This window comes from uncultured Algibacter sp. (assembly GCF_947490405.1).
In the GTDB taxonomy this organism is placed as follows: Bacteria; Bacteroidota; Bacteroidia; order Flavobacteriales; family Flavobacteriaceae; genus Algibacter_B.
The window spans coordinates 169,553-185,037 of sequence record NZ_CANLGU010000007.1; the positions used below are offsets into that span (position 1 = coordinate 169,553).

The window sequence follows — 15,485 nt, forward strand, 5'->3', positions numbered from 1 at the left end:
AATTTATTGCTCAAGGTAACATCTGTAAACACTGTTTTGGTAGTTGTTAGAATGTTCTTTTCATTAATCTCTCAGAAAGTTTTGGCTATTTTAATTGGTGCAGAAGGCATTGCCTTAATTGGTAACTTAAAGAATGTTAATCGCTTTTTTGAGCAATTTTCTATTTTAGGTACTTCAAATGGCTTAGTAAAGTACATTTCAGAGTGTAAGGACGACAAAAGGCAATTAAATAATTTATTCTCCACCGTTTTTGTTTTTTCAGCGATAGCTTCAATAGTATCGTTCATTACTTTATTTTTTTGGTCTAACACCTTAAGCGAAGCTATTTTTGGAATAGGTAAACAGTATGGTTTTGTTTTTAAAATCTTAGCATTTACTATCCCTTTTATAGCTATTAACGGTATTTTATACGCTTTGCTAAATGGCTTGTCGGCATATAAGTTATTTTCTAAAATGGGTTTGATAATTATAGTATTAAGTACTTTTTTAATTGTTTTTCTTACCTATAAATTTGGTATAATAGGAAGTTTAATTGCTATAAGTAGCGTTCCTTTACTACAATTTATAATTTACATTATTTTTAGTAAAGGAATCTATAATAATTTTATTGACTTAAAACGAATAAAACTCAATTTAAGTTTTAAAAACCAACTGTTGTCCTATAGTTTAATGACTATTATTGTTATATTTTTTAGTAATGTAATAGATATTGCGATAAGACACTTAATTGAAGAAAAACAAAGTATTGTTGAAGCAGGTAATTGGACAGCTATGACTTCTATTTCAAGAATATATATGCAGTTCACAGCAGCAATTTTTCCATTATACATATTGCCTATGTATTCAAAAATTTCAAATACACTTGATTTTAGAAAAGAAATTATCAAAATTTATAAAATGTTATTACCGCTTCTTGTGGTAGGCATGCTTATAGTTTTTGTTTTTAGAGTATATATCATTAAAGCACTATATACGAATGAGTTTTTGGGGATGTCTAGCCTATTTAAATGGCAGTTATTGGGTGATTTAGTAAAATTTATAGCTATTGTTCTATCTTATCAGTTTATAGCAAAAAGGCAAATAGGGTATTTTATTTCTACTGAGTTATTATCTGTTTTATTGTTTTATTGTTTTTCAGTTTATTTTATAGATATTTACGGAACAGATGGTGTTGTTCTAGCTCATTTTATTAGGTATGTTGTGTTTTTTATTGTGGTGCTTATTATCTTGAGGGATAAATTATTTGCTAAGATTTTGTAGACTGATATTGGACAAGTCAAAATATTAATATGAAAGTTTTTAATAATGTTTTATCTAAATATCTCTTAGTTTTATCTCTAGCATTTCTATTTGATCTTTTTTTTAATGAAATATCAAAAAGTATTTTTTTAAACTTAATTGAGAATATCCTATTCACTATAATTTTTATTAGTATTCATTATTTCATTGCTAGTAAGGCTATAAATAAAAGAATATTTGTTCCCTTCTTTTTGGTGTTTTGTTTAATAATTTTTATTGAAACCGTATATTATTATTTGTTTCAAACAACTTTCAATTCGTCTACTGTCTTTGTAATTTTAGATTCAAATTCTAGTGAAAGTATAGAATTTATAGATTTTTATATAGATAGATCAATAATAGTATTTGGAGTAATTGTTTTATTGATAATTATCCATACATATTTCAATTTAAAGCAGGTTGCTTTTTCAAAATTTAAAATCAATAAAATAAAGATATTTGGTCTAATTGTAGTGATTTTTTCGTTTTTGAAATTTTCTGAATTAATAATCTATAATTTGCCCTACATGGTAGTAAGAGCAAGTATTCAATATTATAAAGAAGGAAAGAAGTTAGGTGAATATGCAAATGATAAGTATGGAAATTTTAAAAACGTTCATAGAAAATGGTCAAGTAACGATCAAGAAATTTATATCATTATCATTGGAGAAGCTACATCACGTTTGCATTTTGGATTATATGATTATTACAGGGATACAACACCTTTACTAGGAGAAATAGAGGATGAATTACTAATATATAATGACGTTATAAGTCCAGAAACATATACTATTGCTAGTTTAACAAAAGCTTTAACTTTAGGTAATTATGAAAATCCAAATGCTAAGTATGATGGCTCTATTTTACAACTCTTAAATCAGGCAAATTTTAAAACCTATTGGATTTCAAATCAAAAGCCCATAGGAGTTAATGACTCGCATATTACAAAAATAGGGCTAGGTGCTAAAAAAGCAATTTTTTTGAATATAAAGCATTCAAAAGAAAAAACTCTTTTTGATGGAAGCTTAGTTGAAAAAATGAACGAAGTTTTATTAGAAGAGGGGGACAAAAAAATTATTTTTTTACATACATTAGGAGCACATGTTAATTATGCTTATAGATATCCAGATAATTTTAAGTTTTTTAATAATCAAATCCCAAGAAGTAAATTCAATGAGGATTATATTTATGAACAGATAAATGCTTACGATAATGCCATTAGGTATTCAGATTATATTATTAGAACTGTTATTGAAACAATTAGAAAACATAATGTTATTAGTTTCGTATTATATTTTTCAGACCATGGTGAAGAGGTATATGATGAAATAGCATTTTCAGGACATTTTAGGGATGAAAACTTGACTAAAAATATTTATGAGATTCCTATGGTTTTATGGTGTTCTAAAAAGTATCAAAATAAAAGCGAAGTATCTCTAAATTTAGATTCTAAGTTTATGATTGATGATATTTTTCATGGAATTGCAGATTTAACAGGGGTAAATGCGAATAGGGTTGATTCTACTCGGAGTATTTTTAATAAATATTTTAAAGATAGAAAGCGAATTATAAGAGACACTATAGATTACGACAACTTTTTAAATTAATATTTAAGTATGAAAAAGGTTTGTGTAGTTGGTACTTCGTTGGGTAAAGGAGGAGCAGAAAGGTCAACTGCAATGCTCTCGAAAATACTTTTTGATCTTCGTTATGAAGTATACATAGTAATTACTAAAAGCGATATAGATTATAAATATGCGGGCAATTTATTTGATTTAGAGAGAGAATATGGTGGAGGTTTAACAAGTTTTAAGAAATTTAAAATATTAAGATCTTTTTTCAAACATCATAATTTCGATATAATTATTGATAATCGAACTAGACCTAGTTTTCTTAAAGAGTATATTTTATATAATTATATTTTTCTTGCAAAAAGGAAAATTTCATTAGTAAGAAGCTTTTATTTAAAAAGATACTTTCCTAGTAGTAAGATACTATCTAAATTAATTTATAATAGAAATACTACTCTAGTTGCTGTCAGTAAAGAGATTATGAGATCAATAAAGATAAATTATAATTTACAAAATGTTAGGCAAATATATAATCCAGTTGATATCAATATAACAGAAGCCAGAACAACTGAACATTTTGACATTGATGGTAAATTTATTTTGTGGTATGGACGAATAGAAAACAATGTTAAGAATTTTGACCTTTTACTAAATGCATATAAGAAATCTATTTTACTCACTAAAAATATTAAGCTTTGTATAATTGGTCAAGGCAAAGATGTTGAATTATTACATGAAAAAATAAATAGTTTAGAACTAAAAGACAGAGTCTATTATGTACCATTTTTAAAAAACCCATTTCCTTATGTTAAAAGAGCAATTTATACAACATTAACTAGTTACTATGAGGGGTTTCCAAGAGTTTTAATTGAGTCCTTAAGTTATGGCACTCCTGTTATTTCGGTAAATTGTAAATCAGGGCCAAATGAGATTATCCAGAATGAATACAACGGGCTTTTAGTTGAAAACCATAATGTATCTGCATTAGCAAATGCTTTTGATAGAATGATTGAAGATAATATCCTTTATTTAAAATGTAAAAATAATGCTAAAACTAGTGTAGAAAAATTTTCTATAGAAAATATTACCAAAGATTGGCGTGAGTTATTGATTTAATGGATTCACTTAGTCTTTTTTAAACCCATCCATTAAGTTTCATTTGGTATAAGAAAAAGTTACACTCTATTTATAAGCACTCAAATAAAACCCTGTTTTTTTTAGTATATTGTGTAATCCTTTTGCTATAAGTAATAAGAATTTTGGTGAATTTATGAGTAACTTTTGTTTGAAATTTAAATTACCATAATTAATTTCCTTTTTTACCTTATTATAAATTTGGTTTTCATCGTTCAATAAACATCTAATAGCAAGTGCATATCTGTTAACATCCAAATAGACTTTTAATGATGAGTTATTTTTTTCATCTTCTTTATAGCTGTTAATAAATTCGTAACGAATGTCATTATACTCATTTTTAGATAGACTCTCTTCAACATACAATTTATAAGACATAGTTATGCAAGGGTTAAATGAAACAGGATATTTTAAAGCCATTTTAATCCACAAGTCTAAATCTTGAGCTGTTTTTAATGATGTATTAAAACTACCAACACTTTTAAATTTCTCTTTTTCAAATGCAACTGCCGAAGTCCATGCGACAGATTGTGTTATACTAGCCATAAAAAAGTCTTTAACAATCAAGCATTCTTTATTAAAACGGAAGTTCAAATTAGCAGGCCGTGTAAGGCTTTTAGAATAAAAAATCTCATAATTATTACAATAAAGTCCGGCATTAGGGAAAAATAATATCTGTCTTTTGAGCTCAAATAAGTGGTTTTTAGACCATAAATCATCAGCATCTAATAATGCAATATAATTTCCTTTTGAGTTTTCAATACCATTATTTCTAGCTACAGAAACTCCTTGGTTTAACTGTTTTAGAATTCTTATTTTAGAATTTTTATAGTTTGATACAATTTTAAAACTATTGTCCGTACTTCCATCATCGACAATTATAAGTTCGAAGTCTTGTAAATCTTGGTTAAGAACACTTTTTATGGTCTTTTCTATAAAAGCTTCCTTATTATAAAGTGGTATTACAACAGAAAAGAAAGGAGTCATTGTTTTGTTTTAATTAGACAAAAATAACCTAATCTATAAAAATCATAAAGAAAAATAGAAGGGTATGATGAATTAAAATTCTTTAATAATGCTGGTTTAAAAAAAACAAAAATTTTAGCCACTAAAAAACTCAATCTCAATTTGTGCAATACTGAATAAATTTCCGAAATAATATATTTATTTGAATTTATTTTTTTGTCTTGAATTAAAACAATTAGGTTTCTTATTGCATCTTCAGTTTTTTTTATGAATCTATTAGCATCATCATCTGCATTATGTGTAACAGGATTGTTAATGAATAGAATTTCTGTTTTTTTATCAGCTAATTCTGAAAAAAAAAGAACATCTTCACATCCATATTTTTTTAGTGTTTCATCAAATGGATTTGAAAAGAAAATATCTTTATTTATCATAAAATTAGAAGAACACAAAGTTTTAAACTCTCGTTTTTTTGTATATAACCATCTTAATTTATAAGGTTTTTTGGGAGGGTTTTCAAGTTGCGTCATGCCTCCACAAACTACATTTTTGTTTTTAAAAGTCAGATATCTATTGATTAGATTGTTATGTTTTGGAAACGTACCGGCATCAATAAAAATAAGGAGGTTGTACTGTGCTTTTTTAGCCAATAAATTTCTTATTGCACTTCTGCCAATATTAGTTTTTAAGGATTCAAAAGTGCAATTATTTAAGTTATTGATAGATTTATTTTTGCTATTACTTGCTGATAATGATCCATCATCAATGACCAAAATCTCATAGGTTATACCGCAATCAATTACTTGTTTGGAAAGTTCTTCTACTAGAGGTGTAACATTGTAGTTGAAAGTGGGAATTAAAATAGAAAGCATTACAGGCTTAAATAAAACTCAAAAATACAGTTTTAAGTTGAATATTTCCTTTTTATTTAAATAGATAAAGTTTAAATTGCATTAACTATATCTAGTACTCATGAGAAAAATATCAAGAATTGAAATAGCAAATTTGATTTTAGATAGATTAGTTTATGAAAAGTCGCGTTTAAAGGGGGGGTATTTTGAAACCAAGCCAGATATAGGTCATTTTTATATTGATAATTTGCTTCCTGAAGAATTAGCCGTTGCTTGTTTTGAATCATTTCCTCAAATGGAAGAAATGAGATGCCTAAAAAGTATACGAGAATATAAATATATCTCAGCTCAAATGAATCGGCATAATCCATTATTAGAGGAAGTACTTTATGCTTTTCAAGATAAGCGTATAATAGATTTAATTGGGGAGATATGTGATATAGAATCTCTATATGCTGATGAATCTCTATATGCTGGGGGATTGTCTTTAATGGCTAAAAATAATTTTTTAAATCCCCACTTAGATAATTCTCATGATTCAGAACGTGAAAGATGGAGGGTATTGAACTTACTTTATTATGTTACTCCTAATTGGAAAAAAGAGAATGGAGGTCATTTAGAGCTTTGGCCTAATGGTCCTAAAAAAGAGCCAATATTGATTGAAAGTAGTTTTAATCGACTAGTAATAATGGCTACTCATCAAACTTCATGGCATTCTGTAAATAAAGTTGAAGTTGATGAATATAGACGTTGTATATCCAATTACTATTTTAGTGATAACCCCTTAAAGGAAACAGATAAATTTCATGTGACGAAGTACAGAGGAAGACCAGATGAAACATTGAAAAATTTAGTATTAGATTGTGATTCTGGATTAAGAATGTTTGTTAGGCAAGTATTTAAAAAGGGCATTAGAAAAAACCCTCACGTTTACAAAAAGCATAATTGATTATCCTTTACGCTGCACTACTTCATAAACCTGATTGTCGTCACATTTTAAAGTTTTGCTTGGGTATTTTAGTAGCAAAGCATAGTCATGTGTAGCCATTAAAATGGTATTACCATTTTTGTTTATGTCTTGCAAAACTTCCATAACTTCTACACTTGTTTGTGGGTCTAAGTTTCCTGTAGGTTCGTCTGCTAAAATTAACTCAGGATCATTTAATAAAGCTCTTGCAATGGCCACACGCTGTTGTTCGCCACCAGAAAGTTCGTGTGGAAATTTAAAGCCTTTGGTTTTCATATCTACTTTATTCAAAACCTCTTCTATTCTTGCGTTCATTTTATCTTTGTCTTTCCAGCCTGTAGCTTTTAAAACAAAACGTAGATTATCATTAATCGTTCTATCACTTAATAATTTAAAATCTTGGAAAACAACTCCTAATTTTCGTCTTAAAAAAGGAATGTCTTTTTCTTTTAATGTTTTTAAATCGAAATCAACAATATGGCCTTCTCCTTCTGTAAGCGGTAAATCGGCATAAAGTGTTTTCATAAAACTACTTTTTCCAGTTCCTGTTTTTCCAATTAAATACACGAAATCTCCTTTGTTAATTTCTACATTAACATCAGAGAGGACTAAATTTTCGCCCTGAAAAATAGAAGCATCTTTTAATTGTAAAATAGGAGTTGACATAAACTAAACAAGGTTCTTTTTGTTGACTGTGGTAAATGTATTATTTAAAACTTGAAAGTAAAAACTAAACGTAAAAAGTTTGGAATAGTTGTGATTGAAAAATTTAATTTTCTATCTGCTGTTTTCTGGATTTTTTTAACATTTAATAAGTTGGTTTATAATTATGGCACGATTATTACGTTATAGGATTTAGTTTAAATAAAAACTAACTCCGAGATAATTTTATCGAGGTTTCAGTTGAATTTGTCATTCCCGTGAAAACGGGAATCTAAAATAAAAGATTTTTGTTTTTTACTTATAACAAAAACAAAGAGCCTTTATTTATCTTTGATTCTAAATTTAAAATTAATCCAAGAATGACTAAAAGAAGTTTTCTTTCACTAATAATTGTAGTAAGTTTTAGTTTTCAAATATTTGCGCAGCAATCTGCGGCATATACAAGTAGTTTGGTGGATTATCAAAAAGCTTTGTCGCTTTATAACAATCAGCAATATCGAGCAGCCCAATCTATGTTTAGTGATGTAAAAAAGACTGCTAATGAAGCCATTTTACAGTCTAATTGCACCTATTATATAGCAAATTGCGCTGTGCGTTTAAATCAGCAAAATGCAGACCAGTTAATAGAGAATTTTGTAAAAGAATATCCAACTAGCACAAAACGAAATACAGCATTTATAGACGTTGCTGATTACTACTTCGAGAACTCGAAATATGCTTATGCTAGTAAATGGTATAAGAAAGTAGATGAAAACGCTTTGGCCAGAAAAGAGCGTGAAAATTTTTACTTCAATTATGGTTACACAGCGTTTACAACTAAAAATTATAAAACAGCAAAAAAGTATTTAAGTCGCGTAGAAAGCTCTCAAGAATTTGGCTCACAAGCTAAATATTATATTGGCTTTATGGCTTATGAAGGTGATGATTACGACAAGGCTAATGAATACTTTGAGCAAGTTAACGATCAAGAACGTTACAAAGAAAAACTATCGTATTATCAAGCTGATTTAAATTTTAAATTAGGAAAGTTTGAAAACGCTATTCAGCTTGCAAAGGAAAGATTAGAATCTAGTGATGAAGCTGAAGTTTCAGAGCTTTCAAAAATCATTGGAGAAAGTTATTTTAATCTAGAACAGTATGCTGAAGCTATTCCTTTTTTAAAAGCATATAAAGGTAAAAGAGGTAAATGGAATAATACAGATTTTTACCAATTAGGTTACGCGTATTACAAACAAAAAGATTTTGAAAATGCGATTTCAGAATTTAATAAAATAGTAGGAGGGACCAATGCTATTGCCCAAAATGCCTATTATCATTTAGGAGAGAGTTATATTAATTTAGAAAAAAAGCAGGAAGCCCTAAATGCTTTTAGAAATGCTTCTCAAATGGATTTTGATTTAAAAATTCAAGAAGATGCATGGTTAAATTATGCAAAGATTAGTTATGAAATAGGAAACCCGTATCAATCAGCGCCACAGGTATTAGCGGGTTACCTTGAAAAATATCCTGAAACACCGTATCAAGAAGAAATCGAAACTCTTTTAATAGATTCATACATAACTTCAAAAAATTATAAAGAAGCTTTAAACCTGTTGGGAAATAAAAAGAGTTTTGAAAATAAAGTAGCTTATCAAAAAGTAGCTTTTTATAGAGGTTTAGAATTATATAATGAAGGTAATTATCAAGAAGCAGAAGCGCTTTTTGATGCTTCATTAAAAGAAGCATTAGAACCCAAATATACATCGAGAGCAACCTTTTGGAAAGCAGAAGCCGATTATAACTTAACCAATTATGATGATGCCTTGGTTGGTTTTAAACAATTTCAGCAACAATCAGAAGCATCATCAACTCCAGAGATAGAAAATATAGATTACAATTTAGCCTACACTTATTTCAAAATAAAAAATTATGGAAAAGCTACAGAGTATTTTAATCGATTTATTTCAAATAAAAAAGAAGATAAAGTTAGACTTAATGATACCTACCTGCGTTTAGGCGATGCTCATTTCGTTTCAAGTCAATACCAAAGAGCTATTTCAGCTTATGAAAACGCAATTAGATTGAATGAAATCGATTCTGATTATCCAGCATTTCAGAAGGCAATTAGTGTAGGTTACGCTGGTAATACTTCAAAGAAGATAAAAGAGTTAGAGCAATTTATAAACCAGTATTCAAAATCAAAATTAAGAGATGATGCTTTATATGAACTTGGTAATTCATTTGTAAAAGCAAATGAAACAGATAAAGCTATGAAAGCTTACAATCAGTTGAATAGCGAGTATAGAATGAGTTCTTTCGTACCAAAATCACTGTTACGTCAAGGTTTGGTGTATTACAATGGAAGTAAAAACGAAAGCGCTTTAACTAAATTTAAAAAAGTGGCAGGTGATTACCCAGGAACACCAGAAGCGGTTCAGGCAGTTTCAACAGCACGATTAATATATATTGATTTAGGTAAAGTGGACGAGTATGCTAATTGGGTGAAGCAATTGGATTATGTTGAGGTAACTGATGCCGATTTAGATAATACCACATACGAAGCTGCAGAGAAGCAGTATTTAGAAAACAATACAGATAAGGCAATAAGGCAATTTAATGGATATTTAAATCAATTCCCTAATGGAATTCATGCATTGCAATCACATTTTTACTTGGCTCAAATGTATTACAAGAAAGATCTGTTGGAAAATGCAGCACCGCATTACAAGTATGTTGTAGATGCAAGCCAAAGCGAGTTTACAGAAGAGGCTTTATCACGTCTATCTCAGTTTTATTTAGAAAGTAAAAGCTGGAATAAAGCCATCCCAATTTTGCAACGTTTAGAAGAAGAAGCAAACTATCCGCAGAATATTGTATTTGCACAGTCTAACTTGATGAAGGCTAATTATCAATTAGAGAGTTATGATAATGCTGTAGCTTACGCTGAAAAAGTACTAAACAGTTCAAAAATTGATAATAAAATTAAAAGTGATGCCCATATTATTATTGCACGTTCTGCAATGAAAACAGGAGATGAAACTAAAGCAAAGTCTGCTTATGCAAAAGTTGAGCGTGTTGCTACAGGCGAAACAGCAGCTGAAGCTTTATACTTTAATGCCTATTTTAAAAATAAGGAAGGAAATTATAAAGGTTCTAATGCATCAGTACAGAAATTAGCAAAAGATTTTTCTGGATATAAGTACTATAGTGCAAAAGGGTTGGTGCTAATGGCTAAGAATTATTATGCTTTAGATGATGCATTTCAAGCCACATATATTTTAGAAAGTGTTATTCAAAATTTTCCAGAATTTGAAGATGTGGTTTCCGAAGCAAAAACAGAACTTAGGAAAATCAAAAGAGAAGAAGCTAAAACAAATTCATCAATAGTTTCAGAAGATTAAATACAAGTTATATGGTCATGCTCAGCAAAGTCTAGGCATATCATCATCAATCGTAAATCAAAAAAATATAAGAATGCGTAAGCAAATCAAAATCATATCAACAGGAATTCTTTTATTAAGTATAACATTAAGTTTCGCTCAAAGAACCGAAAACGATACAATAAATACAGGTGTTATAGATGTTGTTAAGCCATACACACCAACAATTTCTGATGCATTTAAAGTAAAGGAAGTTCCTGCTTTAGATGATGAAACTACAGAAACAAAAAAAGAGATTAAGTATAATATTTTTTCTTTTCCTGTAGCATCAACATTTACACCAGCAAAAGGAAAAGCTGCTGTAGTAGAAAAGCGTCCGCCAGCTAAACTATTTGATAATTATGCTACATTAGGAGTGGGCAGTTATACTACTATTTTAGGTGAAGTGTATTTAAATCATGCCATTTCAAGAAATGAAAGTGTTGGAGGCTATGTTAGCCATCATTCATCAGCAGGAGGTATAGAAGGAGTGTCTTTTGATGATAACTTTTCTAACTCGAAAATCAACTTGAATTATTCCAGTAGATTAAGAGATTTAGCATGGAATGTAGAGGCGGGTTTTCAGCATCAAATGTATAATTGGTACGGTGTGGATGAAACACAATTAGCTCAGGCACAAGCTAATAATATTGAAGTTGGACATTCTTTTTTTAATGCCCATTTTGGAGGTGATATTGAATTTGAAGATACTTATATCAACTCTGGAAGTTTCTTTTTCAGACGATTTAGTGATAACCAAGGCTCTGGAGAAAATAGGTTCGTAGCAAAAGCAAAAGTGGATGTGCCTATTAATGATGTTGAAATTTCAACGGATATAAAAATTGATTACATAGGCGGAACTTTCGATAGAAATTATGCGACTAATAATGCGCTAAATTATGGGAATTTTCAAGTTGGTTTATCGCCAACCTACCAAATGAAACAGGACGATTTAACGCTAGATTTAGGAGCTTCAATCTATTATCTAAGAGACCGAGAAGCAGGTGAAAACAAAATATTTATTTACCCAAACATAACAGCAACGTACAGGTTGGTTAATGATGTATTGATTGCTTACGGTGGTATTCAAGGGGATTTAATTCAAAATTCCTATTATGGTTTTGCTACAGAGAATCCGTTTGTCTCTCCAACATTATTCATCACTCCAACCGATCAGCTATACAATGCTTTTGTTGGATTAAAGGGAAAACTATCCAGTAACATGAGCTATAACATTAGCGGACGCTATTTAGCTGATAGAAACAAAGCCTTATTTAGAAATAACGAGATTACCTTAACTAATCAAGACTATACCTACGGGAACTCTTTTGGTATTGTTTATGACGATGTGGATACTTTTGGCGTAGCCGGAGAGATTAATGTAGATGTGAATAGAAATTTTAAGCTTGGTATTAAAGCAGAATATTTTACATATAACACAGATGATGAGGCAGAAGCTTGGAACTTGCCAGATTTAAGAGGTTCTCTTTTTCTGGATTATCAAATGGATGAACATTGGTTTATGGGAGCAAATCTATTTTACGTAGGTGAGCGTAAAGACCAATTTTTCTTAAATGATGGAGTAACTGTAACATCACCATTTACAGTAGCTTTAGATAGTTATTTTGATGCCAATGCGCATCTTGGATACCATATAAACGACCAATTTTCTGTGTTTGCAAAAGCAAATAATATGGTAAATAAAGCTTATGAGAAATGGCAGAATTTCCCAGTGCAAAGCATTCAGTTTTTAGCAGGCGCTACGTATAAGTTTGATTTTTGACACGAAGTGTCATCTTGAACTCGTTTCAGGATCTCATAGTATCACTCCCACGGAGGTAGGAATTTCATGAAGATTTCATAGAATTTAATTTTTTAGGGCGTTACCCTGTCGGGTCAGGCTTTCCGTTCCAAGTCCTCGCTTTTGCGCTAAGGCGCAAAACCTGTGGGCTTTCCTCTGCAATCCTTAACGCAGATTGTGCTAAAATCAGCTTCATAAATAGCATTTATATTTTGTATGCTTTTAGTTAACTAACATAATTGATAAATTTGTAATCGTTAAAATCTAATGAATGAAAAGATTGTTTTGTGCTATATTTTTGCTATCCTTTTTTAATAGTTTATCTCAGAACTTAACATGTTGTAAAACTATTTCTGAGGTAAAATCTCTAGTTGAAGGCGATTGGAAGTTAGAAGGGGATTCTAAGAATGTAGTTTACAGATTTAGTTTTTCTGGAGATAAAGGCTTTATTGAAGTCTTGAAGGAAATGAATTTACCTCCAAAAGCTGAAAAAACTAGAGAAGATGACATTATTATTAATGATCATGAGATTTTTAAAATATCATTAAAAAAACAGACTTATTTTATTGAAATACAAAGTTTAACTTATACTGTAATTGAACAAATTTTGGTTTTAAATGAATCAAACTTCATTTATGGTAATAAAAATTCTAAAAGAATCTTTACAAGAGATAGAATTAAGAAGTGATTCGCGCCAAATAATCAAAATACTCACCTTCTAAGGCCAGCTCACATTGTAACCCAACACTTTCGCAAGCTAATTTTAAAGTTTCAAAATCTAAATACAACCACTTTATAGGGGTTTCTTCTTTGCCTTTATACGATAAAAAGTAGTCCAGTTCGCCGTAGTATCCAGCATTCATATCCATCCAGTAACCACCATCATCATCTTCGTACATATATTTAATGTCAGACGAATCAATTAATATTTGGCCACCAGATTTCAAAAGACTTTTCATATGCGATAAATATTTAGATACCTGAATAATTTCTTGAAAAATACCAGTCCCATTCATTAATAGTAAAATGGTATCAAAAGTATCCGTTTCATCTAAAAGCGATTTTATTTCAGTATGTCTAACACCACGTTCTTTAGCAACTTTAATAGCACCCTCAGAGATATCAATAGCTTTTACTGCAAAACTATGTTCTTGTAAATACAAACTATGGCTGCCAGAGCCGCAACCAACATCTAATATTGAACCTTTACAAAATTTTAAAGCCATCTTTTCAATCTTCGGCATGTCTTTATAATCTCGAAACAAATAGGGAAGTGGTAAAACATCTTCATCTGAAATATTTGTTGAGGTAACGATATCTTCAGTATAGTTTCCGTTGTGGTAATCCAATAAAGCCTTTCCAAAAATATCTTTCATAGTATGTCATTGCGAGACTTTTTAAGTCGTGGCAATCTTCTAGTTTAAAGTTTCAATTTTAAAGATTACTTTGTTTATTCATCTCTAGTAATTACGAAAGTTACTATTTTTACACCATGCAAGACATCATAAATAATCTCCCAAAGCTCGCCAAAGATAAACATAACGAGAACAAAAAGTTCTTTGCAAAGCTTAAAAAAAAGCCGCCTAAAAATTTGGATTATACGATGCAGGAATTGCATGATCAAGAATTTGAAAAAACAGATTGTTTAGAGTGTGCCAACTGTTGTAAAACTACTGGGCCTCTGTTTACAGATAAAGATGTAGATAGAATTGCGAAGCATTTTAGAATGAAAACGCAAAAATTTATTGAGACCTATTTAAGAATTGATGAGGAAAATGATTTTGTTTTAAAAAGCGTGCCATGTACATTTTTAGGAGCCGATAATTACTGTTCTATTTATGATGTGAGACCAAAAGCATGTAGGGAGTTTCCGCATACTGATAGAAAAAAGTTTCAGCAAATATCTAATCTTACACTCAAGAATGTTGCCATTTGTCCTGCTGCTTTTAATATAGTTGAGGATATGAAGAAAAGAATAAAATAGTATCTTTAAAACAAAAATTAATTTTGGAAACTATTTTAAACTACTTTGAAACTATCCCTTCACACCATCGTGCTTTTATTATTGTTGGTGGTTTAACATTCTTTTGGATAATAGAAGGTATTATTCCGTTAATAGGATTTAATTATAAAAAATGGAAACATGCCATTCCAAATATTTTCTTCACCTTAACCACTATTTTAGTTAACTTACCTTTGGCGTTCTTATTTCTAAAATCTTCGGATTGGGTTATGGCAAACAATTTTGGTATTCTAAATTGGTTGCCAGAAATGCCAGTTTGGTTATATGCCATAGTTGGTGTTTTTTTAATTGATTGTATTGGTGCGTACTTACCACATCTTATAGAACATAAAGTAAAACCACTTTGGATGGTACATTTAGTACATCATTCCGACCATAAGGTTGATACTACTACAGCAAACAGACACCATCCTTTAGAGAGTTTAATACGTTATGTGTTTACACTAATGGGTATTTTTGTTGTAGGTACGCCCATAGCCCTTGTTTTATTATATCAATCATTATCAGTAGTAGCCACACAATTTAATCATGCAAATATTAAACTACCTAAAAAAGTAGATAAGCTGCTGAGTTATGTTATAGTTTCTCCAGATATGCATAAAGTACATCACCATTATAAAATGCCATATACAGATTCTAATTACGGAAATATATTTTCAGTTTGGGATAGGCTTTTTGGAACTTATATGGAGTTAGATACTGATAAAATTGTGTATGGAGTTGATGTTTTTCCCGATGAAGCAAAGAACAGTAATATCAAAGATTTACTTAAACAACCTTTTCAGAAATATCAAAAGCCAACGTCTTCTGAAGATATTCCAAAAGGTTAAAAA

The 15,485-nt window shown here is 29.8% G+C and carries 13 protein-coding genes; 9 read left to right on the plus strand and 4 right to left on the minus strand.

The window, feature by feature from the left end; genetic code table 11:
* Window positions 1-6 precede the first annotated feature (6 nt).
* From Q0772_RS14820 to Q0772_RS14830, 3 genes are all read left to right on the plus strand, one after another.
* Window positions 7-1,260, plus strand: coding sequence for an O-antigen translocase (locus tag Q0772_RS14820; protein WP_298346392.1), 1,254 nt, complete (start codon window positions 7-9; stop codon window positions 1,258-1,260).
* A 545-nt stretch (window positions 1,261-1,805) separates the two neighbouring features.
* Window positions 1,806-2,885: a phosphoethanolamine transferase gene (locus tag Q0772_RS14825; RefSeq protein ID WP_298346394.1), complete on the plus strand. Its 1,080-nt coding sequence runs from the start codon at window positions 1,806-1,808 to the stop codon at window positions 2,883-2,885.
* Between the two features lie 9 nt (window positions 2,886-2,894).
* The gene (locus tag Q0772_RS14830; protein ID WP_298346396.1) at window positions 2,895-3,965 is read left to right on the plus strand and encodes a glycosyltransferase; all 1,071 of its coding nucleotides are present in this window, start codon (window positions 2,895-2,897) and stop codon (window positions 3,963-3,965) included.
* Between the two features lie 66 nt (window positions 3,966-4,031).
* Here Q0772_RS14830 and Q0772_RS14835 read toward each other — a convergent pair whose 3' ends face one another.
* Both Q0772_RS14835 and Q0772_RS14840 read right to left on the minus strand, forming a co-directional pair.
* Window positions 4,032-4,970: a glycosyltransferase gene (locus Q0772_RS14835; RefSeq protein WP_298346398.1), complete on the minus strand. Its 939-nt coding sequence runs from the start codon at window positions 4,968-4,970 to the stop codon at window positions 4,032-4,034.
* Window positions 4,967-5,821 (minus strand): glycosyltransferase family A protein, encoded by an 855-nt coding sequence (locus tag Q0772_RS14840; RefSeq protein WP_298346400.1) that lies wholly within the window; start codon window positions 5,819-5,821, stop codon window positions 4,967-4,969. Before Q0772_RS14840 ends, Q0772_RS14835 begins: the two co-directional genes overlap by 4 nt.
* A 100-nt stretch (window positions 5,822-5,921) precedes the next feature.
* On the opposite strand from Q0772_RS14840, the gene Q0772_RS14845 reads away from it, so the two are divergent.
* Window positions 5,922-6,749, plus strand: coding sequence for a 2OG-Fe(II) oxygenase (locus Q0772_RS14845; RefSeq protein ID WP_298346401.1), 828 nt, complete (start codon window positions 5,922-5,924; stop codon window positions 6,747-6,749).
* Here the strand turns inward: Q0772_RS14845 and Q0772_RS14850 are convergent, their stop codons facing one another.
* Entirely contained in the window at window positions 6,750-7,433 is a 684-nt protein-coding gene (locus tag Q0772_RS14850) for an ATP-binding cassette domain-containing protein (RefSeq protein WP_298346403.1), read from the minus strand. It lies immediately after the preceding gene.
* A 356-nt stretch (window positions 7,434-7,789) separates the two neighbouring features.
* Here Q0772_RS14850 and Q0772_RS14855 point away from each other — a divergent pair, with 356 nt between their 5' ends.
* From Q0772_RS14855 to Q0772_RS14865, 3 genes are all read left to right on the plus strand, one after another.
* A complete protein-coding gene (locus tag Q0772_RS14855) occupies window positions 7,790-10,810 on the plus strand; it encodes a tetratricopeptide repeat protein (protein WP_298346405.1) in 3,021 nt (1,006 codons plus the stop codon).
* A 73-nt stretch (window positions 10,811-10,883) separates the two neighbouring features.
* Window positions 10,884-12,611, plus strand: a complete 1,728-nt coding sequence (locus Q0772_RS14860) for a TonB-dependent receptor (RefSeq protein ID WP_298346407.1) — start codon at window positions 10,884-10,886, stop codon at window positions 12,609-12,611.
* A gap of 289 nt (window positions 12,612-12,900) precedes the next feature.
* Window positions 12,901-13,317: a hypothetical protein gene (locus Q0772_RS14865; protein ID WP_298346409.1), complete on the plus strand. Its 417-nt coding sequence runs from the start codon at window positions 12,901-12,903 to the stop codon at window positions 13,315-13,317.
* Here Q0772_RS14865 and Q0772_RS14870 read toward each other — a convergent pair.
* The gene (locus Q0772_RS14870; protein WP_298346411.1) at window positions 13,307-14,005 is read right to left on the minus strand and encodes a class I SAM-dependent methyltransferase; all 699 of its coding nucleotides are present in this window, start codon (window positions 14,003-14,005) and stop codon (window positions 13,307-13,309) included. The genes Q0772_RS14865 and Q0772_RS14870 overlap by 11 nt on opposite strands.
* Window positions 14,006-14,121: 116 nt before the next feature.
* On the opposite strand from Q0772_RS14870, the gene Q0772_RS14875 reads away from it, so the two are divergent.
* Both Q0772_RS14875 and Q0772_RS14880 read left to right on the plus strand, forming a co-directional pair.
* Window positions 14,122-14,613, plus strand: coding sequence for a YkgJ family cysteine cluster protein (locus Q0772_RS14875; RefSeq protein ID WP_298346413.1), 492 nt, complete (start codon window positions 14,122-14,124; stop codon window positions 14,611-14,613).
* Between the two features lie 23 nt (window positions 14,614-14,636).
* Window positions 14,637-15,482, plus strand: coding sequence for a sterol desaturase family protein (locus Q0772_RS14880; RefSeq protein WP_298346415.1), 846 nt, complete (start codon window positions 14,637-14,639; stop codon window positions 15,480-15,482).
* The last annotated feature ends 3 nt before the right edge of the window (window positions 15,483-15,485 follow it).

Bases quoted from the DNA above. Each gene is read 5' to 3' on its own strand.
- Q0772_RS14850 (WP_298346403.1), bottom strand. From the start codon at position 7,433: ATGTCAACTCCTATTTTACAATTAAAAGATGCTTCTATTTTTCAGGGC.
- Q0772_RS14860 (WP_298346407.1), top strand. From the start codon at position 10,884: ATGCGTAAGCAAATCAAAATCATATCAACAGGAATTCTTTTATTAAGT.
- Q0772_RS14835 (WP_298346398.1), bottom strand. From the start codon at position 4,970: ATGACTCCTTTCTTTTCTGTTGTAATACCACTTTATAATAAGGAAGCT.
- Q0772_RS14845 (WP_298346401.1), top strand. From the start codon at position 5,922: ATGAGAAAAATATCAAGAATTGAAATAGCAAATTTGATTTTAGATAGA.
- Q0772_RS14865 (WP_298346409.1), top strand. From the start codon at position 12,901: ATGAAAAGATTGTTTTGTGCTATATTTTTGCTATCCTTTTTTAATAGT.
- Q0772_RS14855 (WP_298346405.1), top strand. From the start codon at position 7,790: ATGACTAAAAGAAGTTTTCTTTCACTAATAATTGTAGTAAGTTTTAGT.
- Q0772_RS14875 (WP_298346413.1), top strand. From the start codon at position 14,122: ATGCAAGACATCATAAATAATCTCCCAAAGCTCGCCAAAGATAAACAT.
- Q0772_RS14830 (WP_298346396.1), top strand. From the start codon at position 2,895: ATGAAAAAGGTTTGTGTAGTTGGTACTTCGTTGGGTAAAGGAGGAGCA.
- Q0772_RS14840 (WP_298346400.1), bottom strand. From the start codon at position 5,821: ATGCTTTCTATTTTAATTCCCACTTTCAACTACAATGTTACACCTCTA.
- Q0772_RS14870 (WP_298346411.1), bottom strand. From the start codon at position 14,005: ATGAAAGATATTTTTGGAAAGGCTTTATTGGATTACCACAACGGAAAC.
- Q0772_RS14825 (WP_298346394.1), top strand. From the start codon at position 1,806: ATGGTAGTAAGAGCAAGTATTCAATATTATAAAGAAGGAAAGAAGTTA.